The sequence below is a fragment of the Luteimonas sp. R10 genome (assembly GCF_045689605.1).
Lineage (GTDB): Bacteria > Pseudomonadota > Gammaproteobacteria > Xanthomonadales > Xanthomonadaceae > Luteimonas.
The window spans coordinates 237,966-262,086 of the sequence record NZ_CP141262.1; the positions used below are offsets into that span (position 1 = coordinate 237,966).

Consider the following 24,121-nt stretch of genomic DNA (forward strand, 5'->3'; position numbering starts at 1 on the left):
CGACGGCGGCCGCCCGCTCTCGGCTCAGAACCGCAGGTCGGCGCGCAGGTACCAGAAGCGGCCACCGGGGATGTCGTAGGTCGAGGCGTCGTAGCCGTTGAGCGAGCACGACAGGCAGTACGGCGGGTCCTTGTCGAACAGGTTGTTGACGCCGGCGGTCAGCTCCAGCCCGCGCATCCAGTCGAAGCGGTAGCCCAGCTGCATGTCGTGGTAGGTGGTGGCATCGAGCGTGTTGGTGCCGGTGGCCTGGTCGCTGCAGACCGGAAAGGCGACGGCATCGCCACAATCTTCGGTGAGTTCCGAAATATGGCGCACCGCCCACGAGGCACGCCAGCCGTCGAGCTCCCAGTCCAGGGTCGCGGTCGAGGTCCATTCGGGGATCGCGCTGTCTTCCACCTCGACCCCGGGTTCGCGCGGTTGCCGCTGCCCGGCGCCGCCGACGGCCTCATAGTGGCCGACGAAACTGTTCTGCCAGCCGAACTTGAACTGTCCCGCATCGCCAGCCGGAAGCGTCCAGTACAGGTCCACATCCCAACCGTCTGTCTTGATGTGGCCGAGGTTGGTGAGGCGGTTGTTGAAGGCGTTGATGCCGCCGGTGGCGGCGCGGCCGATGCCGTCGCAATAGGTCGGATCGAGTGTCTGCACGCATTGGTCCAGCTGCGCCTGGGCGCTGAGCGCCTGGATCGGCCCGTCGATGGTGTGGCGGTAGAAGGTGACCTCAAAGTCCAACCGCTCCGACCAGCTGGCGCCGCTGGCGAACCATGGGCTCCACACGAAGCCGGTGGTGAAGCTGCGGGCGCGCTCGGGATCGAGTTCACTGTTGCCGCCGGTGGTGATCGAGATCTGCGGGTTGGGCTGGGCGTAGCCCGCCGGCACGCCCAGCGTGCGGCAGTTGGCCTCGAGTGAAGGATCGAGCAGCGGCTCTGAGCAGGGATCGCGCAGCTGTGCGTCGAAGCGGCTGTCGGAGCCGAACAGCTCGCCGATCGACGGCGCACGAAAGCCTTCCGCGTAGGTCGCACGCATCAGGAAGTCGTCAGTCACTTGCCAACGCAGCCCGTATTTGGGAGTGAACTCGCCGCCGAAGGTGGAATAGTCGGAGTAGCGGCCGGCCAGGCTGAGGTCGAGCTTCTTGCCTAGCGGCGAGTCGGCGAAGATCGGCACGCTGAACTCCACGAAGACCTCGTTGACGTCGTACTCGCCCGAGGTCGGCAGCGACGGCACGCCGTTGTAATGGCCGCGCACGGTCAGCGGATCGGGCTGGTACCGGCCCTCGTACTTGCGGTACTCGTAACCGGTGGCGAAGGCGACGTAGCCGGCGTCGCCCGGCATCGGGAACAGGTCGCCGGACAGGTTGGCGGAGAACAGGCTCAGCTCGTTCTCGCTCTCGTCGCGCACCACCGGCTGGATCCAGGCCAGCATCTCCGGCGTGAGGGTGCCGGGCCCACCGAAGATGTTCATCGGCACGCAGCCGGCGACTGCCGCGCACTCGGCCGGATCGCCCAGCGCCAGGGCGATGTTGAAGATGTTGTAGCTGCCGTAGTTGGTCTGCTCGGCCTTGTTCTTGCTGTAGGCGGCGTTGACGTCCCAGAACCACAACGTGTTGCCGACGTCGAAACTGCCGACCAGGCCGGTATTGAAGTAGGTGGTGTCGACCTCCTGCTCGAATACGCGCGCGCCGCCCTCTACCGGGCGGCGGCCGAGAAAGATCAGGTTGTCACCAGAGACCAGGTCGAAGCCGAACGGGTTGTAGGGATTGTCGCCGGAGATGAAGATCTCATCGGCCAGCGGATTACCGGTCGCGCCCTCCGGACCAAGAAAGATCGGCTCCGGTGCTGCTTGGTTGGTTGACTCGCGTCGGTTGTACAGCGCCTTGGCGTACCACTGCAGGTTAGGGCTGATGTCGAAACGGAACTGTCCGAACACGCCGGTGCGCTTGGAGGGCGTCATCAGCAGGTTGTATTCGGCGAAGTTGAAGCGATCGTCGTTAGTGAAGCAGTGGTAATCGTCAGTACGATCGCAGCCCGTCTGGGCCGGATCGAAAGTCGGCGAACTGGCCCCGTCATTGGGAGTAATGAGGTAGTACTGCCCGGTGTTGGGATCGATGAACTCGAACAGGCCGGTAGGCGTTCCCGCACTACCGAACCGCACACCAGTCCCCGGCACCGGGAACCGCGATTGCTCGCGGTCCTTGGCGTAGACCGTGCCCTGGTCGGTATGGCTGATCCCCAGGAACAGGTTGCTGCGCTCGGTGGTGCGGCCCCAGGCGAAGTCGACGCCCTTGATGCTGCCGTCGCCCTCGCCGAATTCGCCGTAGTTGAGCGTGACCTGGCCGCCGTCGAAGTCGCGGCGGGTGATGATGTTGACCACACCGGCGATGGCGTCGGAGCCGTACAGCGAGGAGGCGCCGTCCTCCAGCACCTCGATGCGCTCGACGATCGCCAGCGGGATGGTGTTGAGGTCGGTCGAGGCGCCGACGCCGGAGGCCGAGGCCTCGTTGACCCAGCGGATGCCGTCGACCAGCACCAGCACCCGCTTGGAGCCCAGGTGGCGCAGGTCGACCTGCGCCGAGCCGGCACCGACGCCGCCGCCGTCGGGCGGGAAGCCGAAGTTGCCGGAGGAGTTGAACTTGGTGTTGAGCGCCGAACCCGAACCGGTCAGCTGCTGCACCACGTCGCCGATCGAGGTCAGGCCGCTGCGCTCGATGTCCTCGCGGCTGACCGTGTGCACCGGCACCTGGCCCTCGATCTCGGCGCGCTTGATGCGGGTGCCGGTGACCTGGACGGCATCCAGGGTGCGGGTCTGGTCCTCGTTGTCCTGGGCGGACACCACGGCGGGAACGGCGAGCAGCAGGGACAGCTGGACCGCGAGGGCCAGTCGGCAAGGGCGGGGCGACTTCATCTAGCTCTCCTGGGAATGGTCGGCCGCCGATGCCCCTGTCCACGCGGCGGTGGTCCCGTTGTAAACAATCTGTAAAAAGCGAACTGTGAAGGAGTTCACTGAAATCAGGAGCCTGCACCTGAGGCTTCCCCGCATTTCTCGCAGCCTATCTTCCCCCTTTGAAAAAGGGGGATCGAGGGGGATTTGCTGTTGCTGTTGCTTGGTCGGGCACCGAGCAAACCCCCAACCCCTTTTACAAAGAGGGGAAGCAGCCAAGCCATTGAATTGATTGCAGGAAAACAGGGAAAACCTCAGGGCCTGCACCCGTTTCCGCTTGCGCCGGGATCCCTCCTCGCGAATCGCTAGCGGAGACCAGGGCGGGACGCCGCCAACACGAGCATCGCGGCAATGCCCAGCGCCGGGCCCGGCACCAGCACCAGGAACACCCAGCGCCAGCTGCCCAGCGCGGCCGCCAGCAGCGGCACGACCCAGATCGTCGCCACCGTCAGCAGGAAGCCCAGGCCCAGCTGCAGGGTGAGCGCGGTGCCGACGGTGCGCGGATCGCCGTGTTCGGTGACCAGCGCCGAGAACTGCGCCGAATCGGCGATCACGCTGATTCCCCACACCATGCCGATGGCCAGGAACAGCCACAGCGGCGCGGCGTGGGCCCAGCCGGCGGCGATGCAGCAGGCGCCGGAGACCGCCATCGCCGCGGCCGCGGTCCTGGCCCGGCCGGCGCGGTCGGCGACCGCGCCGGCCAGCACGCAACCGAGGCAACCGGCCGCGATCACCACGAACGTCAGCAGCGATGCGCGCACGGCGTCGCCGGCGACCGCCGCGGCCGACAGCGCGAACGTGGAGAACCACGCCCACATCGCGTACAGCTCCCACATGTGGCCGAAATAGCCGAGCGAAGCCAGCACCACGCCGCGGTTGCGCAGGATCGCGCCGACATCGCCGAACCGGAACGCCGCGCGCGGGAACGGGTACGGCCCCTCGCGCACGCCGGCGGCGACCACGACCGCGCCGGCCAGCGTCGCCGCCGTGGTCCAGGCGATCACCGCCTGCCAGCGCGCGCCGCCGAGCGCGTTGATCAGGTGCGGCAGCGCCGAACCGACCGTGATCGCGCCGATCAGCGCGCCCAGGGCCAGCCCGCGCCCGCGCACGAACCAGGTCGCGATCAGCTTCATCGCCGGCGGATACACCGCCGCCAGGCAGGCGCCGGTCGCCATCCGCGCCAGCAGCAGCTGCGCCGGCGACTGCGCGATCAGCACCGCCGCGTTGGCCAGCGCCGCGCCGACGGCGGCAGCCACGATCAGGCGGCGCGCGGGAATGCGGTCGGCCAGTCCCAGCAGCGCCGAGCCGAGCGCGCCGGCGACGAAGCCCAGCTGCACCGCGATCGTCAGCCATGCGGCGACCGAATCGCCGAAACCCCATTGCGCCCGCAGCTGCACCACCACCGCGGAGGCGGAGAACCACGGCGACATCGCCAGCACCAGTGCCAGCGACATCAGCCACAGCGCCGGGCGGCGGCCGGGCGCGAGATCCGCCACGGCATTCACCACAGCAGCAGGCTCGCGCCCACCAGCACCATGAACCCCGCGAACACGCGCCTGAGGGCGGCGCCGCTGATCGCATGCGCCAGCCGCGTGCCCAGCGGCGCGGACAGCACCGAGGCGATCGCCACCCCGATCGCCGCCGGCAGGTAGACGTAGCCGATCGCGTGCTCCGGCAGCGCGCCGGGCGGCGCCTGCAGGGCGTAGCCCGCCGCCGCCGCGATGCCGATGAAGATCCCGCAGGCGGACGAGGTGCCGACCGCGCGCACCGGCGCCACCCCCAGCCACACCAGCAGCGGCACGGTCATGCTGCCGCCGCCGATGCCGACCACCGCCGACACCGCGCCGATGCCGCCGCCGGCCGCGGTGATGCCGGCGCCATGCGGCACCACGTCGGCGTCGGCGCCGGGGCGCGCGCGCGAGAACGCCATCTGCGCGCCGACCAGGAAGCAGTAGATCGCCACGCACCACTTCAGCACCTCGCCGTCCAGCGCGATCGCGAAGCGGCTGCCGAGCCAGCCGCCGACCAGCACCCCCGGCACCATCCACGCCACCGTCGGCCACAGCACGCTGCCGCGGCGATGGTGCGCGAACGCCGAGGAGGCCGCGGTAAGCACGATGCTGGCCATCGAACTGGCCAGCGCCGCATGCATCGCCGCCTCCTTCGGCAGTCCGTACAGCGGCAGCAGCCAGGCCAGCGCCGCCACCAGCACCAGGCCGCCGCCGATGCCGAGCAGCCCGGCGAGGATCCCGGCGATGGCGCCGAGCACGAGGAAGGTGAGCAGGAGCATGCGGTGTCCGGATCTGCGGCCGTGAAGGCGAACTATGCCATTGCGCCGGCGCGGCGCGTCCGCACCGGAAGAGAGCGGAGGCGTTGGCCCGTGTCGGGCGATGGCGATGCCTGAGATCGCGAGCGATGGTGGACGCTACGCGGCGGACGCGCGCGCGGGGTCGCGGCTGAAACAACTCCTACAAGAGAGGCTCAGTGCCCCCGCTCCTTTTCTGTAGGAGCGGCTTCGTCTGTAGGAGCGGCTTCAGCCGCAACCCCACGCGACACCTACAGCGCTCATCTTCGCTCCGCTATAGTCGGGCGCATCGCACATGCCGTGACGCTCCCCTGCAATGAAGCTCCTGTTGGCCGCAACCCTGGCTTTCGCCGCCGTCCCCGCCGCCGCTCACGCGCAGAGCAACGACCTGCAGCTGCGGCAGGCGTTGCAGGCCGCCGCGCGCGGGCAGCCGGTGCCCACGCACATGGCCTCGCATCCCGCCTACGGCTGGCTCGAGTACGCCGGCCTGCGCCGCAACATCGACACGCTGCCCGCGGCGCAGGCGCAGGCTTTCCTGTCGCGCTACCAGGGCCAGGCGGTGGCCGAAGCCTTCCGCGAGGATTGGCTGCGCGCCCTGTACAAGCGCCAGGACTGGGCCGGCATCCGCGCCGCCTGGTCGCCGTCGATCGGCAACACCGCGCTGCGCTGCATCGAACTCCAGGCGCGCGAGCGCAGCGGCGCGGCCGATGTGCAATGGGACCGCGACGTACAGGCGATCTGGCGCAGCAGCGGCAACTCCCTGCCCGACGAATGCGACACACCGTTCGCGGCGCTGGCCGCGCGCGGCGGGCTGGCGCCGGAACTGCGCTGGGAGCGGATCGAACTGGCCGCGGCGGAATGGAACCCCGCGGTGATGCGCAGCGCGGCCAGCGGCCTGCCGGACGACCAGCGGGCGCTGGCCGACGACTACGCCGCGTTCCTGCAGTCGCCCCACGAGCGCGCACTGGCCTGGCCGAAGACGCCGCGCAGCCGCCTGGTCGCCTCGCACGGGCTGGCGAAGCTGGCCAAGGACGATCCGGCCGCGGGCGAGGCGCAGCTGCCGCGCTACACCGCCGCGCTCGGCTTCACCGAGGAAGACCGCGGCCGCGTGCTCTACCGGGCCGCGCTGTGGACGGTGGCCTCGTACCTGCCCGATTCCGCGCGGCGGCTGAACCTGGTGCCGGACGCGGCGTACGACGAGCGCCTGCACGAATGGCGCGTGCGCGAGGCGCTGTCGCGCTCGGACTGGCGCGCCGCGCTGGACGCGATCGGGAAGATGGACGACGCGCAGCGCGACGACGCGCGCTGGACCTACTTCGCCGCGCGCCTCAACGAACTGCTCGGCGATCGCACGCGGGCGCAGGCGCTGTACGCGCAGGCCGCGCGCGAGCCGAACTTCCACGGCTTCCTGGCCGCCGACCGCATCGAGCAGCCCTACGCGCTGTGCCCGTGGTCGCTCGATGCCGACGCGTCGGCGCGCGCCAGGGTCGCCAACGCGCCGGCGATGGTCCGCTCCATGGCGCTGTTCCGCGCCGACTATCCCGGCTGGGCCACGCGCGAGTGGAACGCGGCGCTGGACGGGTTCGACGACACCCAGCGGCGCATCGCGGTCCAGGTGGCGCAGGACAACGGCTGGTTCGACCGCGCCCTGTTCGGCCTCGGCCGGCAGCCGGAGGAGACGCGGCTGTACGCACTGCGTTTTCCGCTGCACCACGACGCACTGATCCGCAGCGAGGCGGAGAAGCACGCGCTCGATCCGGCGTGGATCGCCGCCGAGATCCGTGCCGAGAGCGTGTTCAACCCGCGCGCGCGCTCGTCCGCCGACGCGCGCGGGCTGATGCAGGTGCTGCCCGCCACCGGCGCCGCGGTCGCGCGCCGCATCGGCCTGTCCTGGCGCGGCGGCGAGAGCCTGTACGACCCGGCCACCAACATCCGCCTGGGCACCGCCTACCTGCGCGAGATGAAGGAGAAGTACGGGCAGCCGTACATCGCCATCGCCGCCTACAACGCCGGGCCCACGCCGACCGCGCGCTGGCAGTCGCAGCGGCCGGCGATGGACCCCGATTTCTGGATCGAGACGATCAGCTACAAGGAGACCCGCGAATACGTCGCCCGCGTGCTCGCCTTCAGCGTGATCTACGACTGGCGCCTGCACGGCGCCGCGGTGCCGGTGAGCGATCGCATGCAGGGCCGGCTGGGCTCGCCGCGCAAACCCTTCGTCTGCCCGGTGCAGAACCCGGCTCCGTAGGAGCGCACGCAGGGGCGCGACAGGTGTGCCCGCCAAGCCGTCGCGCCCCTGCGGTGCGCTCCTACGGACGCCGCGCCGTGCGGATCAGGCATCATGCCTCCCATGAAGACCTACCTCGTCGGCGGCGCGGTGCGCGACCGGCTGCTGGGCCTGCCGCCCGGCGACCGCGACCACGTCGTCGTCGGCGAGACCGCCGAGTCGATGCGCGCGGCCGGCTTCCGTCCGGTCGGACGCGACTTCCCGGTGTTCCTGCACCCCGACAGCGGCGAGGAGTACGCGCTCGCCCGCACCGAACGCAAGTCCGGGCGCGGCCATCGCGGCTTCGTGGTGCATGCCGATCCGTCGGTGACGCTGGAGCAGGACCTCGAACGCCGCGACTTCACGATCAACGCCATCGCCGAGGAGGCCGGCACGCTGGTCGATCCGTTCGGCGGCGCGCGCGACATCCAGGCGCGGGTGCTGCGCCACGTCGGTCCCGCCTTCGTCGAGGACCCGCTGCGGGTGCTGCGCGCCGCGCGCTTCATGGCGCGCTTCGCCGGCCTAGGCTTCACCGTGGCGCCGGAGACGCTGGCGCTGATGCGCGAGATGGCCGCCGGCGGCGAACTCGCAGAACTGGTGCCCGAGCGTGTCTGGCAGGAACTGTCGCGCGCGCTGGCGGCGCCGACGCCGTCGGCGTTCCTGCGCACCCTGCGCGCTGCCGGCGCGCTGGCGGCGGTACTGCCGGAAGTCGACACGCTGTACGGCGTGCCGCAGCGCGCCGAATACCATCCCGAGATCGACACCGGCGCCCATATCGAACTGGTCTGCGACATGGCGGCGCGGCTCGCCCCGGGCGACGCCGTCGTCGGCTTCGCCGCGCTCACCCACGACCTCGGCAAGGCGCTGACGCCGGCCGACGAGTGGCCGAAGCACATCGCCCACGAGCGCCGCGGCCTGAAGCCGCTCGCCGCGCTGTGCGAGCGCCTCAAGGTGCCGACCGCGCACCGCGAACTGGCAGCGGCCGCCTGCCGCGAACACCTCAACGTCCATCGCCTCGACCAGCTGCGCGACAGCACCGTGCACGACCTGCTGGCGCGCTGCGATGCCTTCCGCCGGCCCGAACGCATCGCCCCGCTCGCGCTGGTCTGCGAGGCCGACAAGCGCGGCCGCCTGGGCCGCGCGGACGACGACTACCCGCAGGCCCGCGAGCTGTTGCGCCTGCACGCTGCGGCGATGGCCGTCGCGGTGCGCGACCTGGCCGTCGAGGGCCTCGCCGGCCCCGCCATCGGCGCGGCCCTGCGCAAGGCCCGCATCGCCGCGATCACGAAGGCGCGAAGCGCCGCGGGCGAGGCCGGCGACGCCGCTTCCGGCATCTCCTGAAGGCCCGCCGCCAGTGCCGAGCGATCAGGCGGCTGCCGCCATCCATTCCCGGAACGCCCGCATCGCCGCCGTCTCGGCGCGCGAACGCAGCCGGGTGAGCCAGTAGGCGCCGGCGTCCACGGCGACGTCGAACAACCGCACCAGGCGCTCGGCGGCGAGGTCCTGGCCGAACATGGGCAGCGGCAGCAGCGCCACGCCGGCGCCGGAGGCGGCGGCGCTGGCGATGGCCAGCGAGGAGTCGAAGACCGGGCCGCGCGCCGGCGGCGCCGGCAGCCGCGCGGCCGCGAACCAGCGTGGCCACTCGTCCGGGCGGTAGGACCGCAGCAGCGGCACCCCGGCGAGGTCGCGCGGACGTTCGACCCGCCGCGCCAGCGCGGGCGCGCACATCGGCACCAGGGGCGCATCGCAGATGCGCACCGCATCGAGTCCCTGCCAGGCGCCGTCGCCGAAGCGGATCGCCAGGTCCAGCCCCTCGCCGGCCTGGTCGATGCGGTTGTTGTGGGTGAGCAGGCGCAGGTCCACGTCCGGGTGCGCCACCGCGAAGCCGTCCAGCCGCGGCAGCAGCCAGCCAGTGGCGAAGGTGGCCACCGCGCTGACGGTGAGCGCCTCGCGCGGGCGCCCGCCCTCGAAACGGCCGAGCACGGCGCCGATCCGGTCGAAGGCGTCGTTGATCACCGGGAACAGCGCCGCGCCCTCGTCGGTCAGCGCCACCCCGCGCGGCAGCCGCCGGAACAGGGCGAAGCCCAGCCGCGCCTCCAGCCCCTTGATCCGGTGGCTGAGCGCGGCCTGGGTGACGCACAGCTCCAGCGCCGCGCGGGTGAAGTTGAGGTGGCGCGCGGCCGCCTCGAAGGCGCGCAGTCCGTTGAGCGGCAGGGTCGGGCGGTCCATGGAGCCATCAATCCGGTTCATGACTCCGATGAGATAACGTCGCTTGTCGCCCGCGGTCAAGCTTTCGAGAATCCCTGCACCTGGCACGCTGCCAGGATCGAGACCGGAGCGAAACGATGGGAATCGAGTCCAGAATCGCCGCCGCGGCCGTCGCGATCTGCGCGACCGCCGGCACGGCGCACGCACAGGAGGCCGTACCACTGCCGCAACTGCGGGCCTACGAGGTGCCCGCCGCCTGGCGCCAACCGGTCGCGCCGCTGCGCATCGCCGAGCACACCTGGCAGATCGGCACCGCCGGCCTGAGCGCGATCCTGCTGACAGGCAGCGAGGGCGCCATCCTCATCGACGGCGGCATGCCGCAGGCCGCCGACCACCTGCTCGCCAACCTGCAGGCGCTGGGCCTGGCGCCGTCGGACCTCGAGCTGATCCTGCACAGCCACGCGCACGTCGACCACGTCGGGCCGCTCGCCGCGCTCCGGCGCGCGACCGGCGCGCGCGTGCTGAGCAATGCCGAGTCCGCCCGGCTGCTGGCGCAGGGCGGCGCCGACGACATCCATTTCGGCGACGGCCTGCTGTATCCGCCCGTCCACGTCGACCGGCTGCTGCAGGACGGCGAAACCGTGATCCTCGGCGACCTGCGGCTGCGCGTGCATTTCACGCCGGGGCACACGCCCGGCAGCATGAGCTGGACCTGGGACGACCGCCGCGACGGCCGCACGCTGCGCATCGTCTACGCCGACAGCCTCAGCGCGCCCGACTACCGCCTGCTGGACAATCCGCGCTACCCGCGCATCGTCGACGACTACCGCGCCACGTTCACCGCGCTGCGCGCCCTGCCCTGCGACCTGCTGCTGACGCCGCATCCCGATGCCAGCGGCTGGCGCTTCGCCGACGCGGCGACGCAACCCGAACCGGTCGACTGCCGCGCGTACGCCGACGCGGCCGAGGCCCGGCTGGACGCGCAGCTGGCCGCCGAGCGCGGCAAGCCGGGGCGCTGAAGCGCATCGCGACACGCGGATCGTCGTCGGCATGGGCAATACGGATCCCCAGCGCCGTCACCAAAGTCGTCCGAACCCATCACCACACGAGAAACCGACATGATCGACAGACGCGGATTCCTGCGCGCCACCGGCGCCGCCATCGCGCTCGCCGGCCTGGGCAAGACGGCGGCGGCCATGGACGCGCCCGGGCTTCCCGGGCTGGCGCCGACCCTGGCCGAACTGGCGCGCGACAGCGGCGGCCGGCTGGGCGTCGCGGTCCTCGACGGCGGCTCCGGGCGGCAGGCCGGCCTGCATGCGGACGAGCGCTTCCCGATGTGCAGCACGTTCAAGTTCCTGCTGGCGGCCGCCGTGCTGCAACGGGTCGACCGCGGCCGCGAACGCCTGGACCGCAGTGTGCCCATCGCCGAATCCGACCTGGTGCCGCATTCGCCGCTGACCGAAAAGCACGTCGGCGCGGACGGCATGCGCGTGGGCGACCTGTGCCGGGCGACCATGATCTGGAGCGACAACGCCGCCGCCAACCTGCTGTTGCGGACCCTCGGCGGGCCGGCCGGGCTGACCCGGTTCGCGCGCGATCTCGGCGATCCGCACACCCGGCTGGACCGTTGGGAACCGGAGCTCAACAGCGCCATCCCCGGCGACCCGCGCGACACCACCACGCCCGCGGCGATGGCGCGTCACCTGCAGCGCCTGCTGCTGGGCGACGTGCTGCACGCCGCCTCGCGCGCGCTGCTGGCCGGCTGGCTGGTCGACAACCGCACCGGCGACGCCCGCCTGCGCGCCGGTTTGCCGAACGGCTGGCGCGTGGGCGACAAGACCGGCACCAGCATCAATGCCGCCGACCAGGGCAGCGCCAACGACATCGCCATCGTCTGGCCGCCCGGGCGCCGGTCGCTGCTGATCGCCTGCTATCTCACCGAGGCCGCGCCGGACATCGATGCGATGAATGCCGTGCATGCGGCGGTCGCGCGCGCGGTGGCGGCGGCAACCGCCTGACGGTCGGCGCGGGCGACGCCGGCGCGTCCCGCAACGCGCCCTTTGGTCCCGCGCGGCTGCGGATGCGCAGGCGAGCCGGATTCCGGGCTGGTTGGAAACGTTTTCACGCAACGGCTAGGATGTCGCGGAGGCAATCGACGGGTCGCTGGCGATGACGGGACGTCGGTCCGCACCGGCATCGAGGGGGTTCGGTCTGCTGGCCATGCTGCTGGCGCTGTGGGCGCTGCCGCTCGTGCCGCGGGCGGCGCCGGCGGCGGCGCAGGAGCGCTGGATCCGGCCCGCCGATGTGCACGCGCCGCCGGTCTGGGGCATCCGCGGCGGCATCGTGTTCAGCCTGTGGCCCGACGACCTCGAGACCGGCTGGCCGCGCACGCGTCCGCGACCACGCGGACTCATCCGGATCGGCCGCGAGCAGGCGGGCATGGTCTACCTGATCAACTTCGTCGCGGTCGAGCCGGTGGTCGACGGCAAGATGGAGTTCAGCGAGATCTCGCCGTCGCGGGTGGACGGCCAATGGGGCAAGCTGATGTGGGCCGGCGACGCGCCCGAGCCCGGTGCCTACGCGCCGCATGCGATCACCCGCGGCACCGTCACCCATCCCGACCCGTCCGATCCGGCGGTCGAGGAACTGTCGCTGTACGTCTTCATGGAGCCGTTCGCCAACGGCGCCCATCCGTACCTGCGGCTGAGCATCCGCAGCGACCGCCCGGACGAGATCGGATTCCAGGTCTTCGATCACGACGGCAGCGCGCCCATGCAGCGCTGCACGCTCACCGCGACGATGGGCAACTACGCCCGCGCACGCCTGCTGCACCTGCGCGACGGCGTGATCGATGCGCGCGAGCTGTACGCCGGCTTCGACGGCATCGGCTTCGTCGAGAAGGATCCCTACCCGGCGGACGCGATGCAGCGCACGCCCGACGGCGACCTCATCGCCGCGATCGCCGGCGACGAGCCGTTCGAGGCGCTCGCGTCCTGGCCGCAAACCGCGCCTTACCGGCAGCGCTGGGGCTGGCGCTGGCGCCCCTTCTTCAAGGTCGCGCAGTACTGGCGCAAGCCGGCCGGCGATGCCGATGCCTCGCTGCAGGTCCGCGTCAACGGCCGCGCCAAGTACTGGGCGACCGGCAGCCGGGACCCCGCCGACTACGTCGACATCCCCGGCGGCGTCGCGTTCGAGAACTTCGAACTGCGCCAGGACTACCGGCCCGGGCAGACCTTCCATTTCGGCATCACCCGGAAGACTCCGGAGGAGTTGATCGCACCGTGAAACGCATCGCGGCAGTGCTTGCTGGCCTGATGATGATGTCCTCGCCCCCCACCCAGGCAACCCCGTTCGGCGGGATCGGCGGATCGCTCGGCGACCTGATGCGCCTGTCGGACGCCAGGACCCGCTCGATCTCGCCGGAGAACCGCACCGGCGAGAAGGGCCGCGGCGGCATGACGCCGCTGGCCGAGGGCAGCGCCAGGGAGGCCGCGCGCGAGCTCGGCCTGGGCTGGAAGGTCAATCCCTACGTGATGATCGAACCCGGCGAAACCGTCGTGCTGGGCACGATCGACGGCCCCGGCGTGATCCAGCACATCTGGATGACGGTGACCGGCGACTGGCGCCAGTCGATCCTGCGGATGCGCTGGGACGGCGAGGACGCGCCCTCGGTGGAGGTGCCGGTCGGCGACTTCTTCGCCCAGGGCTGGGGCCGCTACGCCCACATCGACTCGCTGCCGGTCTCGGTCAACCCGGGCAGCGGCTTCAACAGCTTCTGGCCGATGCCGTTCCGCGAGCGTGCCGAGCTGACCCTGACCAACACCGCCCCGGAGCGGATCCAGGTGTACTACCAGATCGACTACGCCCTGACCGCGGTCCCCGGGGACGCCGCCTACTTCCATGCCCAGTTCCGCCGGGTGAACCCGCTGCCGTACAAGGAGGTGTTCACCATCGTCGACGGCATCCGCGGCAGGGGCCACTACGTCGGCACCTATCTCGCCCATGGCGCCAACAGCCCCGGCTGGTGGGGCGAGGGCGAGGTGAAGTTCTACATCGACGGCGACGACGCGTTCCCGACCATCGCCGGCACCGGCGAGGAGGACTACTTCCTCGGCTCCTACGCCTATCTCTCGCGCCATCCCGACGGCGAGAACCGCGCCACCGACTACACCACGCTGTACGCCGGCTATCACCAGATCGAGGATCCGGACTCGGACGTCGACCAGCGCCGGTTCGGCCAGTACCGCTGGCACATCCCGGACCCGATCCGCTTCGAGCGCGATCTCAAGGTGACCATCCAGAGCCTGGGCTGGCGCGGCGACGGCCCCTACCTGCCGCTGCAGGACGACCTGGCGGCGGTCGCCTACTGGTACCAGGCCGAACCGCACCGGCCGTTCCCGCCGCTGCCGGATCGCGAGGACCTGCTGATCGACTGGACCGCGCCGCTCAACCACCTGGGCAAGCTCGGCGAGATCCGCCTCGAGCATCCGCCGGGCGACCGCTACGGCACCGATCCGCGCGCGCTGCTCGATGGCGAGACCGGCTCCGGGGATCCCGGCGACGGCCGCTGGCTGGGAGTCGAGGGCGACGACCTGGTCGCCGTCGTCGACCTGCAGGCGACCCGGGCGGTGCAGGAGATCGCGGTCCGTTTCCTGGAGCGGCGCGACCAGCGCATCCTGCATCCGGCCGCGGTGGACATCCTGGTCTCGGCCGACGGGAAGGCGTACGAATCCGTCGCCCTCGCGGGGGAGCCGGAGGCGGGCCGGATCCGCACCTTCCGCGCGACGCTGCCGCATCGCGAGATCCGCTACGTCAAGATCGCCGCCCGCAACGCTGGCGACCATGCGGCGCAACCGGCGTGGCTGCTCGCCGACGAGATCCTCATCCGCTGAGCCGCCCGCGATGCCGCTCCGCCGTAGAGCGGAGCTCGCTCCGCTGCTCCCGGCTCCGGTGCCCGCGCAGTCGAGCAAGCTCGGCTCTACAGCCGCGCCTGCAGCGCCATCGCGGCGGCCGGATTGCGCGCCTTGGCGGCGCCGATGAAGTAGACGAAGACCTCGCGCGGCCGCACCGGCGCGCGGTTCGCTTCCACGGCCGGCAGGTCCTCCGGCGCCTCGCCGGCCGCCCAGCTGCGGGCGCGTCGCGCCCACGCATCGAGCTCGTCGTCGGGATAACCGCTGGCGAGACCCTCGCGGCTGCGCATCAGCCGCGCGTAGGCGAAATCGCCGGTGAGATCGGCGAAGGAAGGGTAATCCGGCGAGTCGGTGAACACCGTCGGCAGGCCATGGGCGCGGGCCAGCGCGAGATACGCCGCGCACGCGAAACTCGCGTGGCGCACCTCCAGCACGTGCCGCAGCGGCATGCCGTCGAGCTCGCGTGGCAGCAGGTCGAGGAAGGCGGCGAAGTCGTCGTGCTCGAAGGCGCGGCGCGGATCGAACTGCCACAGGATCGGACCGAGGCGGTCGCCGAGCTCGGACAGGCCGCCGGACACGAAGCCTTCGATGGTCCTGCCGGCACCCGCGAGCCGCTTCGCCTCGGTGCAGTAGCGCGGCGCCTTGAGCGAGAACACGAAACCGCCGGGGGTCTCGGAACGCCAGCGCGCGTACGTGGCCGGCTTCTGCGCGCCGTACCAGGTGCCGTTGATCTCGATCGCCGCAAGGCGGCGGCTGGCGTATTCGAGCTCGCGCTTCTGCGCCAGCCCGGCAGGATAGAAGTTGTCGCGCCAGGGCGCGAAGGTCCAGCCGCCGATGCCGGTGCGGATGCCGTGCTTCGGCACCGGCACGTCGGAAAACAGATCCGTTGTCGCCATCAGCGCGTACCTTGCAGCGCCGGGCGCACGTGCCGGTCCAGGATCGACCGCAGCGGCGACAGCTCCGGATACCTCGGCAGCACTTCGTCCAGGTAGGCGACGAAGCGCGGCGCGTCGGCCAGGTACTTCGGCTTGCCGTCGCGGTGATGCAGGCGCGCGAACAGGCCGAGGATCTTGAGGTGGCGCTGCACCCCTGCGAAGTCGGCATCGCGGCGGAAGTCGTCGTACCCGGGCACCGGCAGCCCGGCCGCGCCGGCGCGGGCGTGGTAGCGCTGGAGCCAGGCGTCGACGCGCTGCGGCGGCCAGCTGTGGAACGCGTCGCGGAACAGGCTGACCGGGTCGTAGCCGATCGGACCGCGGACCGCGCCCTGGAAGTCGATCACCGCCAGGCCGCCGGCGACCGGCATCAGGTTGCGCGGCATGAAATCGCGGTGCACGAAGACCTGCGGCTGCGCGAGCAGGTTGCCCACCAGCGTCTCGTGCACCCGGCGCAGGCCGGCGCGGTCGCCGTCGTCGAGCGCGGCGCCGAGATGGCGGACGAGCAACCAGGGCTCCAGCAGGTCGAGTTCCTGCTGCAGCATCGCGCGGTCGTAGCGCGGCAGGTCCGGCGGACAGGCGATCGCCTGCAGGATCAGCAGTTGCTCGAACGCGGCGTCGAACAGGGCGTCGGCATTGTCGTCGTCGACGACCTGCAGGCAGGTGTCGCGCCCCAGGTCCTCCAGCAGCAGGAAACCGGCATCGAGATCCTGCGCCAGGACCTGCGGCACGCGCACGCCGGCGTCCAGCAGCAACCCGCGGATGCGCAGCCAGGGGCGCACGTCCTCGAGGGCCGGCGGCGAATCCATGACGATTCGGCTGCCACCGGCGCTGGCGGCGCGCCAGTAGCTGCGGAATCCGGCGTCGACCGAGGCGCGTTCGAGTTCGAGCGCGGGATCGCCGGTGACGGCGCGGGCCCAGGCCAGGCGGGCGGCGGCGCGGCCGGCCTCGGGGACGAGCGCGGCGATCTGGATGGCGTTCATGGCGATGCGGGAAGGCAGCTGATCGTGGGCAGATTAGCCTATCGCTCCCCACCCTCGGCAGCGGAGGAGAGGAAGCGGGAACCACGGCCCGGGCAAGGCCGTACCGCACCGCATCGCAGCAGCGATTCAGATCTTCAGGTACCAGCCGCGGCGGTCCATCGCGAACACCAGCAGCCACCAGGCCCCGACGAAGGCGAGCGCGAAGGCCAGCGACGGCACGTAAGGCCCGAACCGCGGCGTCATCCAGCCGGCGAAACCGATCCGGTAGACCGCATCCCACCAGCCGGCCGCGACCAGCAGGTACACCATGGCGGCGGACCCGGCGTAGGCGGCGATCGCGTTGACGCCGAAGCGGCGCCCGATCGCCGGCCAGCCGCGACGATCGACCAGCGCATGCATCGCCGCCAGTGCCAGCAGCGCCCAGCCGCCGCTCCAGAGCACGTACGACGGCGTCCACAGGTTCTTGTTCAGCGGCAGCAACGGCGCCCATCCGGCGCCCAGCGCGAGCGCCGCCACGCCGGCCTGCCACAGGCGATCGCGGCGGCCGCCGCGCAGCCAGGCGCCGGCGCGCAAGCCGAGCAGCGTGGTGGCGACGGCCCCGAGCGTGCTGACGAGGCCCTCGGGATCGTGGCCGCGCCCGCTGGCCGGGTCGAACTGGTACAGCAACGGGCCGAACAGCGCGGTATCGATGCGGCTGGCGAGATTGTGCGACGGCGACTGGCTGCCGCCCGCCGCCAGCAATGCCCAATAGCCGAGCAGCAGCCCGCCGAGGATCGCCCACTGCGTGCGCGCCTGCGCGTGCAGGGCGAGCGACCCGACCACCAGGAAGCACAGGCCGATCCGCTGCAGCACGCCCCAGGGCCGGTAATGTTCGGCATCGAGCGCCCACCACGCCAGCAGGTGCAGCGTCAGCCCGAGCGCGACGATCCGCAGCGCACGCGCCAGCACCGCGCGCTGCAGTCCGGCGCGATCGGCGCCGGCCTCGACGCGCGGCGCCAGGCCGAGCGCGATCGAAACCCCGACCACGAACAGGAAGAACGGGAAGATCAGGTCGGTCGGCGTGCAGCCATGCCACGGCGCATGCAGCAGCGGCGCGTAGACGTGCCCCCAGTCGCCGGGCGTGTTGACCAGCAGCATCGCGGCCACGGCGAGTCCGCGCAGGGCGTCGACGGAGGCGAAGCGCGGCAATGGCCGCCGCGGCATGCTCGCCGGCTGCGCGGCCTGCATTTCCCGCACCGGAAAGCCTCTAGCCACGGGAACGGCCAGAAGGGGCGCTGCCACAGCAACCCGGCCGCACCGGGAAAGCCGCTCCCAGGTTGTCCGAAGCCAGTTCCTCCCCCTTTGAAAAAGGGGGACACAGGGGGATTTGCTCTTCGTGAAGCAAAAGCAAATCCCCCCTGCCCCCCTTTTTCAAAGGGGGGAAAGCTGCAGGCTCGGGCTCATGGCGCATCCGGCTCGCCGCCGATCCAGGTGCGCGCCACCTGCAGCTCCGCATCGAGCAGGACCAGGTCGGCGCGGCAGCCCGGCGCGATGCGGCCGTGGTTGTCGCCCAGGCCCAGGCACTGCGCGGGATAGGCCGAGGCCATGCGCGCGGCCTCGTCCAGCGGCAGGCCGAGCAGCCGCACCGCGTTGCGCACCGCCGTGGCCATGTCGAGCGCGGAACCGGCCAGCACGCCGGCGGCGTTGCGGCAAACCCCGTCGACCGCGGTGATGCGCTCGCCATAGAGCACGTAGTCCGGATCGTCCGATCCCACCGGGGGCATCGCGTCGGTCACCAGGAACACCTTGCCGCGCGGCTTGGCGGCGACCGCCAGCCGCAGGCTGGCCGGGTGCGCGTGCACGCCGTCGAGGATGATCCCGCACCAGCTGTCGCGGTCCTCCAGCGCGGCGCCGACCGCGCCGGGCTCGCGCCCCTGCAGCGGGCTCATCGCGTTGTAGAGATGGGTGAAGCCGCGCACCCCGGCGTCCAGGCCGGCGCGGATCTCCTCGTAGGTGCCCGCGGTGTGGCCGGCGAAGACGATGGCGCCGCGCTCGACCAGCGCACGGATGGCCTCGGCCGGCACCCGCTCCGGCGCCAGCGTGACCAGCGTGGGGCCGTTGTCGAGCGAGGTGGCGAGCGCGATCTCGCCGGCGTCCGGCACGCGGAACTTGCCGGCGTCGTGCGTGCCCTTGCGCGCCGGCGCCAGGTACGGCCCCTCCAGGTGGATGCCGAGCACGCCGGGTGCGCCTTGCGCGATCGCCTCGCGCACCGCCGCGATCGCGGCGCGCATCACCTCCACCTCGTCGCTGATCAGCGTCGGCAGCAACGCGGTGGTGCCGAACCGCCGGTGCGCTCGCGCGATCGCGCGCACGGTGTCCACCGTCGGCGCATTGTTGAACAGCACGCCGCCGCCGCCGTTGACCTGCAGGTCGATGAAGCCCGGCAGCAGCGATCCGCCCTGCAGGTCGAACGCGCGGACGTCCTGCCGCCGCGCATCGCCGGCCGCCGGCAATGCCGCGATGCGGCCGTCGTCGCCGACCAGCACGGCCAGGTCGTCGCGAAAGCCGTCGTCGGTCAGCACGCGGCCGTTGACCAGCAGCGTCGCCATCACACCGTCTCCGTCACCTTGTTGAGATGCGGCGGCGCGTCCGGGTCGAACCCGCGCGCGCGCGCCAGCGCCTCGACCGCGCGGTAGAAGCTCTGCACCGTCAGCAGCGGCGCGACGACCGGGTGCGGCGCCTCCGCCACCGGCAACGCCTGTCCGGGGCTCGATCCCGGATCACCGTGCCGCGAAGCGGTCCACATCGACGCCCCGCGCACGCGGAACTCGTGCGCCAGCGCCAGGGTGCCGCTCTCGGTTTCGTCGTTCTGCGCCAGCACCAGCACCGGAAAGCCGGGGCCGACCAGCGCCATCGGGCCGTGCTTCACCTCGGCCGAACTGTAGGCCTCGGCGTGCAGGCCGCAGGTCTCCTTGAACTTGAGCGCCGCCTCCTGCGCGGCGCCCAGCCCGAGCCCGCGCCCCAGCACGAACAGGTTGTGCGTCCGCACCAGGCCGTCGACCAGCGGTGACCAGTCCTGGCCCCATGCGTCGCGCATGGCATCCGGGGTGCGCGGCAGCGCGTCGAGCAGCGCGGCGTCGCCCTTCCAGCAGGCGGCCAGCTGCAGCAACGCCGCCAGCGACGCCAGGTAGCTCTTGGTCGCGGCGACGCTGCGCTCGCTGCCGGCGTGCAGCGGGATCACGGTGTCGGCAAGCGCGGCCAGCGGCGAGTCCTCGGCGTTCACCAGCGCCACCACGCGGGCGCCGGAACGGCGCGCGTCCTCGGCGTTGCGCAGCAGGTCGGGGCTCTTGCCTGACTGCGAGATCACCACGTACAGCGCGCCCTGCAACTGCTGGCTGGCGGCGTACACCGAACCGACCGACGGCGACGCCGAGGCGGTCACCCGCCCGAGCTGGGTCTCGAACAGGTACTTGCCGTAGGTGGCGGCGTGGTCGGAACTGCCGCGCGCGCAGGTGACCACGAACGGCGGCGGGTCGCGCCGCAGTTCGCGCGCGAGGTCCGCCACCACCGCGGCGTTGCGCTCGAACTGGCGGGCGACCACGTCCGCCGCCTGCGCGGCCTCGCGGAACATCCAGCTGGTCCCATCGTGCGTCGTCTCCGCGCCGGAGGCGGCCGGTCTGTGCATGTTCATTCCTCCGCGGCTGCGGGCGCGCGCGGGCGCATCGGCGCGGTGGAACCGCGCACCACCAGCTGCGGCACGAAGCCGTGGTTGTGCACGGGCGCCGCGCCGTCCGCGTCAGGGCTCTGGCGCAGCCGCGTGATCAGCAATCGCGCCGCGTGGCGGGCGATGTCCTCGGTCGCCTGCTTGGCGGTGGTCAGCGGCGGCCACGACTGCTTGGAGAACGGGCTGTCCTCGAAGCCGGCGATCGACAGGTCGTACGGCACGTTCATGCCGGCCGACTTGGCCGCGGCCAGCACGCCGGCGGCGATCTCGTCGTTGGAGCCGAAGATCGCGGTCGGCGGATCGCGCAGCGCCAGCAGCCGGCGCGCCCCGCGGAAGCCGTCGTCGAAGGTGTAGTCGCCCGGGATCACCAGGTGCTTGTCGAGGGTGACGCCGTAGTCCTTCAACGCCTGTTCGTAGCCGAGGTAGCGCTCGGAGCTCGAACGGTGCTCCTGCCCGCCCCACAGGAAGCCGATGCGCTGGTGGCCGAGCTGGATCAGGTGCTCGGTGACCTCGTAGGCGGCATCGCGGTCGTCGACGAAGACACAGGGGTGGCCGTCCTGCGGATCCTCGGCCGCGGCGATGATCCGCACCAGTTTCACGCCGCGCTCGGCCAGCGCCTCCAGCAGCTCCATGCGCTCGGACATCGGCGGCGCCAGGACCAGTCCCGCCAGGCGCGAGCGCCGCATCCAGTCGCACAGCTCGTCCACCAGCAGCGGCGAGCTGGCGTCGCAGGGATGGATCTGCAGGTCGAAGCCGGTTTCGCGGCAGGCCGCCAGCACCCCGTTCTGCACGCTGATGATGTAGTACGGGTTGGGGTTGTCGTAGGCCACGCCGATCACGAACGCGGTCGCGCTGCGCAGGTTGCGCGCGGACGGATCCGGCTCGTAGTCGAGCTCGGCGATCGCGTGCAGCACCCGCGTGCGCGTGGCCTGCATCACCGACGGCTCGTTGTTGATCACGCGCGAAACGGTCTTCAGCGATACCTTCGCCCGTTCGGCGACGTCCCGGATGGTCGGTCTGCGCACTGGTTCGTCTACCTCGCCGTGGAGCGGCCCATGATGCCGCGGGTCAACGCCTGCCGCCCATGCCGACGCGGTGGCCGCTGCGCGCATAGAACAGGATGTACAGGTAGCACGGCAGCATCAGCAGCAGGAACACCAACTGGAAATCGAAGTGCTGCTTGAACACCGCGAACGCCTGCGGAATGATCGCGCCGCCGGCGATGCCCATCACCAGCAGCGCCGAGCCGGTCTCGGTCGACCGTCCCAGGCCGCGGATCGCCATGGGGAAGATCGCCGGCCACATCATCGCGTTGGCGAAACCGAGCGCGGCGACGAAACCCACCGACAGGTAGCCGCCGGTGAAGAACGCGCCGGTGGTGAACGCGATGCCCAGCACCGCCGATACGCTGAGGTAGCGCTCCTGCGAGATGAAACGCGGGATCAGCACCAGCCCCGCCAGGTAGCCGAGCAGCATCGCGAACAGGGTGAACGAGGTGAAGAACTTGGTCCGGTCCAGCGGCAGGTCCAGCGCCTGCCCGTAGGTGCCGATGGCATCGCCGGCCATGACCTCGGCGCCGACGTAGGTGAACAGGCACAGTACCCCCAGCCACAGGTGCGGGAACTGGAAGATGCTGCGGCGCGTGCGCGGCGCGTCGCCGTCGGCGCCGGTTTCGGCGCCGCTCTCGGCATTGGCCTCGGCCGGCTTGAGTTCCGGCAGCGGCGAGAACAGCACGCCGGCGGCGACCAGCATCAGCAGCCCGGCCATCGCCAGGTAGGGGGCGTGGATCTTGGCGGCGAAGGTGTCGAGCAGCTGCGCACGGGTGGCGAGGTCGGCGGCCTCGACCTGGGTCGCCAGGTCGCCGATGCCGTGCAGCACCAGCGTGCCCAGCAGCAGCGGCGCGAGGATGCCGGCGGTCTTGTTGCAGATCCCCATCAGCGCGATCCGCTGCGCGGCGCTGTCGATCGGCCCGAGGATGCTGACGTAGGGATTGACCGCGGTCTGCAGCAGCGCCAGGCCGCCGCCGATCACGAACAGCCCCGACAGCGCGCCCGGATACCAGCGCTGGGTGGAGAACTCGCCGAACAGCATCGCCCCCACCGCCATCACCGCCAGGCTCAGCGCCAGGCCCTTCTTCATCCCGGTCCACTTCAGCACCCAGGCCGCGGGCAGGGCGAGGAAGAAGTACGAGAGATAGAACACCATCAGCACCAGGAAGGCGTTCACCTCGTCCAATTCGAAGGCCAGCTGCACGAAGGTGATCAGCGGGCCGTTGATCCAGGTGAAGAAACCGATGATGAAGTACAGCAGCCCCATGATCGCGATGGCCATGGAGAGGTGCGAGCGTGCGCTCATGGTCGCGACAGCGGACATCCTGGCGTCTCCCGTGTGATGGTTTCCGGCCTGCGCCGGAGCTTGCCGGCCACGCGTGTCTTGCCGGGCCATTCGAGTCCAACGTTGTCATACATGACCCGGATTTACCACGTTTTGCGTCCGCGATCCGCTACCGTTTACTGCTGTCCTGCAGCAATTGTCTTGCCTTGACCGAACTTGTCCTGCCGCTGATAGCACTTATTAACGCTACATATGCCCACTAACAAGGCAAAATCACTCCAAACACAGCACAAATGATGCCATTGAACATGAAACTGCCACAAATCTTACGTGACCCGTTGACATCGTTGTCAAACTATTTTCAAACTCGACCACGGTTTCCGGTCCGAATCTCGCCGGATCTCCCGCACCCTCCAGCAACGGGACACACGTGGCCGCCATCGCAAGCCCATCGCGGATCGACGCCATGACCGGCAGCGCGAAGCCGTTCATCGCCGCGGACGTCGGCGGCACCCACGTCCGCATCGGCCTGGTGCGGCGCAACGGCGATCCGGCGCATCCGGTCGCGGTGCTGCAGTACCGCAAGTACGTCTGCGCCGAGTGGCCGGGCCTGGCCGACATCATCGAGGATTTCCTCGGCCGCCTGGACGGCGTGCGGGTCGACGAAGGCGCGATCGCCAGCGCCGGCTACGCGCTCGAGGACGGCTCGGTGATCACCGTCAACCTGCCTTGGCGGATCTCGCTCAACGCCATCCGCGACCGCCTCGGCTTCCGCGAGTTCCGCCTGGTCAACGATTTCGAGGCCGTGGCCCACGCCGCCGCCTACGTCGACGCCAGCCAGGTGCTGCAGCTGACCGGGCCGGAGGCCGCCCCGCACGGCCCGACGCTGGTCGTCGGCCCCGGCACCGGACTGGGCGCGGCGGTGTGGATCCCGACCGCGAAGGGACCGGTGGTGCTCGCCACCGAGGCCGGCCAGGCCGCGCTGACCACCGGCAACGCTCTGGAGGCGGCGCTGCTGCGCGAACTGCAGCGCGAACGCGACCACGTGCCGAACGAACACGCGCTCTCGGGCCCCGGGCTGATGAACCTGCACGCCGCGCTGGCCACGCTGCGCGGCGTGGCGCACGACTACCGCTCGCCGGGCGAGATCACCGCGGCGGCGCTTGACGGCGACGATCCGCTGGCGCGCGAGAGCCTGGAAGTGTTCTGCGGGCTGCTGGGCAGCACCGTCGGCGACATGGCGCTGCTCTACGGCGCCAACGGCGGCATCTACCTGGCCGGCGGGATCCTGCCGCAGATCCGCGAATTCCTGCTGCGGAGCAGCTTCGTCGAGCGCTTCCTCAACAAGGGACCGATGCGCGAGGCGCTCGAACGTATTCCGGTGAAGTTGGTCGAGCACGGACAGCTGGGCGTGATCGGGGCGGCGACCTGGTACCTGTACCGGCGCGAGGCGGCGTGATGGCGCGGGGCCCGCGGTCGACGACGGGACGAGGCATGGCGCCCGCGGCGGGCGCCATGCGGGACGGAGACACACAGGCACGGCCGC

General features: G+C 71.2%; 18 protein-coding genes. 7 read left to right on the top strand and 11 right to left on the bottom strand.

Features of this window, described 5'->3' with window-relative positions:
• Nucleotides 1–24 precede the first annotated feature (24 nt).
• The 3 genes from U3649_RS00995 to U3649_RS01005 all read right to left on the bottom strand — a co-directional run bounded on the left by U3649_RS00995 (nt 25) and on the right by U3649_RS01005 (nt 5,224).
• Nucleotides 25–2,898: a TonB-dependent receptor gene (locus tag U3649_RS00995; RefSeq protein ID WP_407353043.1), complete on the bottom strand. Its 2,874-nt coding sequence runs from the start codon at nt 2,896–2,898 to the stop codon at nt 25–27.
• A gap of 341 nt (nt 2,899–3,239) precedes the next feature.
• Complete coding sequence (locus U3649_RS01000; protein ID WP_407353044.1) at nt 3,240–4,430, bottom strand: nitrate/nitrite transporter; 1,191 nt, start codon at nt 4,428–4,430, stop codon at nt 3,240–3,242.
• A 5-nt stretch (nt 4,431–4,435) separates the two neighbouring features.
• Nucleotides 4,436–5,224 (bottom strand): sulfite exporter TauE/SafE family protein, encoded by a 789-nt coding sequence (locus U3649_RS01005; RefSeq protein ID WP_407353045.1) that lies wholly within the window; start codon nt 5,222–5,224, stop codon nt 4,436–4,438.
• A 331-nt stretch (nt 5,225–5,555) separates the two neighbouring features.
• Here U3649_RS01005 and U3649_RS01010 point away from each other — a divergent pair, with 331 nt between their 5' ends.
• Nucleotides 5,556–7,487: a transglycosylase SLT domain-containing protein gene (locus U3649_RS01010; protein ID WP_407353046.1), complete on the top strand. Its 1,932-nt coding sequence runs from the start codon at nt 5,556–5,558 to the stop codon at nt 7,485–7,487.
• 102 nt (nt 7,488–7,589) lie between these two features.
• Nucleotides 7,590–8,846, top strand: a complete 1,257-nt coding sequence (locus U3649_RS01015; protein ID WP_407353047.1) for a multifunctional CCA addition/repair protein — start codon at nt 7,590–7,592, stop codon at nt 8,844–8,846.
• Between the two features lie 24 nt (nt 8,847–8,870).
• On the opposite strand, the gene U3649_RS01020 is transcribed toward U3649_RS01015, so the two are convergent.
• The gene (locus tag U3649_RS01020) at nt 8,871–9,734 is read right to left on the bottom strand and encodes a LysR substrate-binding domain-containing protein (RefSeq protein WP_407354668.1); all 864 of its coding nucleotides are present in this window, start codon (nt 9,732–9,734) and stop codon (nt 8,871–8,873) included.
• A gap of 116 nt (nt 9,735–9,850) precedes the next feature.
• Between U3649_RS01020 and bla (U3649_RS01025) the strand changes: the two genes are divergently transcribed.
• The 4 genes from bla (U3649_RS01025) to U3649_RS01040 all read left to right on the top strand — a co-directional run bounded on the left by bla (U3649_RS01025) (nt 9,851) and on the right by U3649_RS01040 (nt 14,605).
• On the top strand, nt 9,851–10,732 hold the full coding sequence (gene bla, locus U3649_RS01025) for a subclass B3 metallo-beta-lactamase (protein ID WP_407353048.1): 882 nt from the start codon (nt 9,851–9,853) through the stop codon (nt 10,730–10,732).
• Between the two features lie 99 nt (nt 10,733–10,831).
• Complete coding sequence (gene bla / locus U3649_RS01030) at nt 10,832–11,731, top strand: class A beta-lactamase (RefSeq protein ID WP_407353049.1); 900 nt, start codon at nt 10,832–10,834, stop codon at nt 11,729–11,731.
• A 202-nt stretch (nt 11,732–11,933) separates the two neighbouring features.
• On the top strand, nt 11,934–12,998 hold the full coding sequence (locus tag U3649_RS01035) for a hypothetical protein (RefSeq protein ID WP_407353050.1): 1,065 nt from the start codon (nt 11,934–11,936) through the stop codon (nt 12,996–12,998).
• Nucleotides 12,995–14,605: a DUF2961 domain-containing protein gene (locus U3649_RS01040; RefSeq protein WP_407353051.1), complete on the top strand. Its 1,611-nt coding sequence runs from the start codon at nt 12,995–12,997 to the stop codon at nt 14,603–14,605. Before U3649_RS01035 ends, U3649_RS01040 begins: the two co-directional genes overlap by 4 nt.
• An 86-nt stretch (nt 14,606–14,691) precedes the next feature.
• Here the strand turns inward: U3649_RS01040 and U3649_RS01045 are convergent, their stop codons facing one another.
• From U3649_RS01045 to U3649_RS01075, 7 genes are all read right to left on the bottom strand, one after another.
• Nucleotides 14,692–15,519, bottom strand: coding sequence for a DUF72 domain-containing protein (locus U3649_RS01045; RefSeq protein WP_407353052.1), 828 nt, complete (start codon nt 15,517–15,519; stop codon nt 14,692–14,694).
• On the bottom strand, nt 15,519–16,538 hold the full coding sequence (locus tag U3649_RS01050; RefSeq protein ID WP_407353053.1) for an aminoglycoside phosphotransferase family protein: 1,020 nt from the start codon (nt 16,536–16,538) through the stop codon (nt 15,519–15,521). The genes U3649_RS01045 and U3649_RS01050 overlap by 1 nt, the downstream gene beginning before the upstream one ends.
• A 126-nt stretch (nt 16,539–16,664) precedes the next feature.
• Nucleotides 16,665–17,741: an acyltransferase family protein gene (locus U3649_RS01055; protein ID WP_407354669.1), complete on the bottom strand. Its 1,077-nt coding sequence runs from the start codon at nt 17,739–17,741 to the stop codon at nt 16,665–16,667.
• A gap of 236 nt (nt 17,742–17,977) precedes the next feature.
• The gene (gene nagA, locus U3649_RS01060; protein WP_407353054.1) at nt 17,978–19,126 is read right to left on the bottom strand and encodes an N-acetylglucosamine-6-phosphate deacetylase; all 1,149 of its coding nucleotides are present in this window, start codon (nt 19,124–19,126) and stop codon (nt 17,978–17,980) included.
• The gene (locus U3649_RS01065; RefSeq protein ID WP_407354670.1) at nt 19,126–20,148 is read right to left on the bottom strand and encodes an SIS domain-containing protein; all 1,023 of its coding nucleotides are present in this window, start codon (nt 20,146–20,148) and stop codon (nt 19,126–19,128) included. Before U3649_RS01065 ends, nagA begins: the two co-directional genes overlap by 1 nt.
• Nucleotides 20,149–20,204: 56 nt before the next feature.
• Nucleotides 20,205–21,266, bottom strand: coding sequence for a LacI family DNA-binding transcriptional regulator (locus U3649_RS01070; RefSeq protein WP_407353055.1), 1,062 nt, complete (start codon nt 21,264–21,266; stop codon nt 20,205–20,207).
• Between the two features lie 43 nt (nt 21,267–21,309).
• Complete coding sequence (locus U3649_RS01075; RefSeq protein WP_407353056.1) at nt 21,310–22,614, bottom strand: sugar MFS transporter; 1,305 nt, start codon at nt 22,612–22,614, stop codon at nt 21,310–21,312.
• Nucleotides 22,615–23,041: 427 nt separating this feature from the next.
• On the opposite strand from U3649_RS01075, the gene U3649_RS01080 reads away from it, so the two are divergent.
• Complete coding sequence (locus U3649_RS01080) at nt 23,042–24,034, top strand: glucokinase family protein (RefSeq protein WP_407353057.1); 993 nt, start codon at nt 23,042–23,044, stop codon at nt 24,032–24,034.
• Nucleotides 24,035–24,121: the final 87 nt, after the last annotated feature.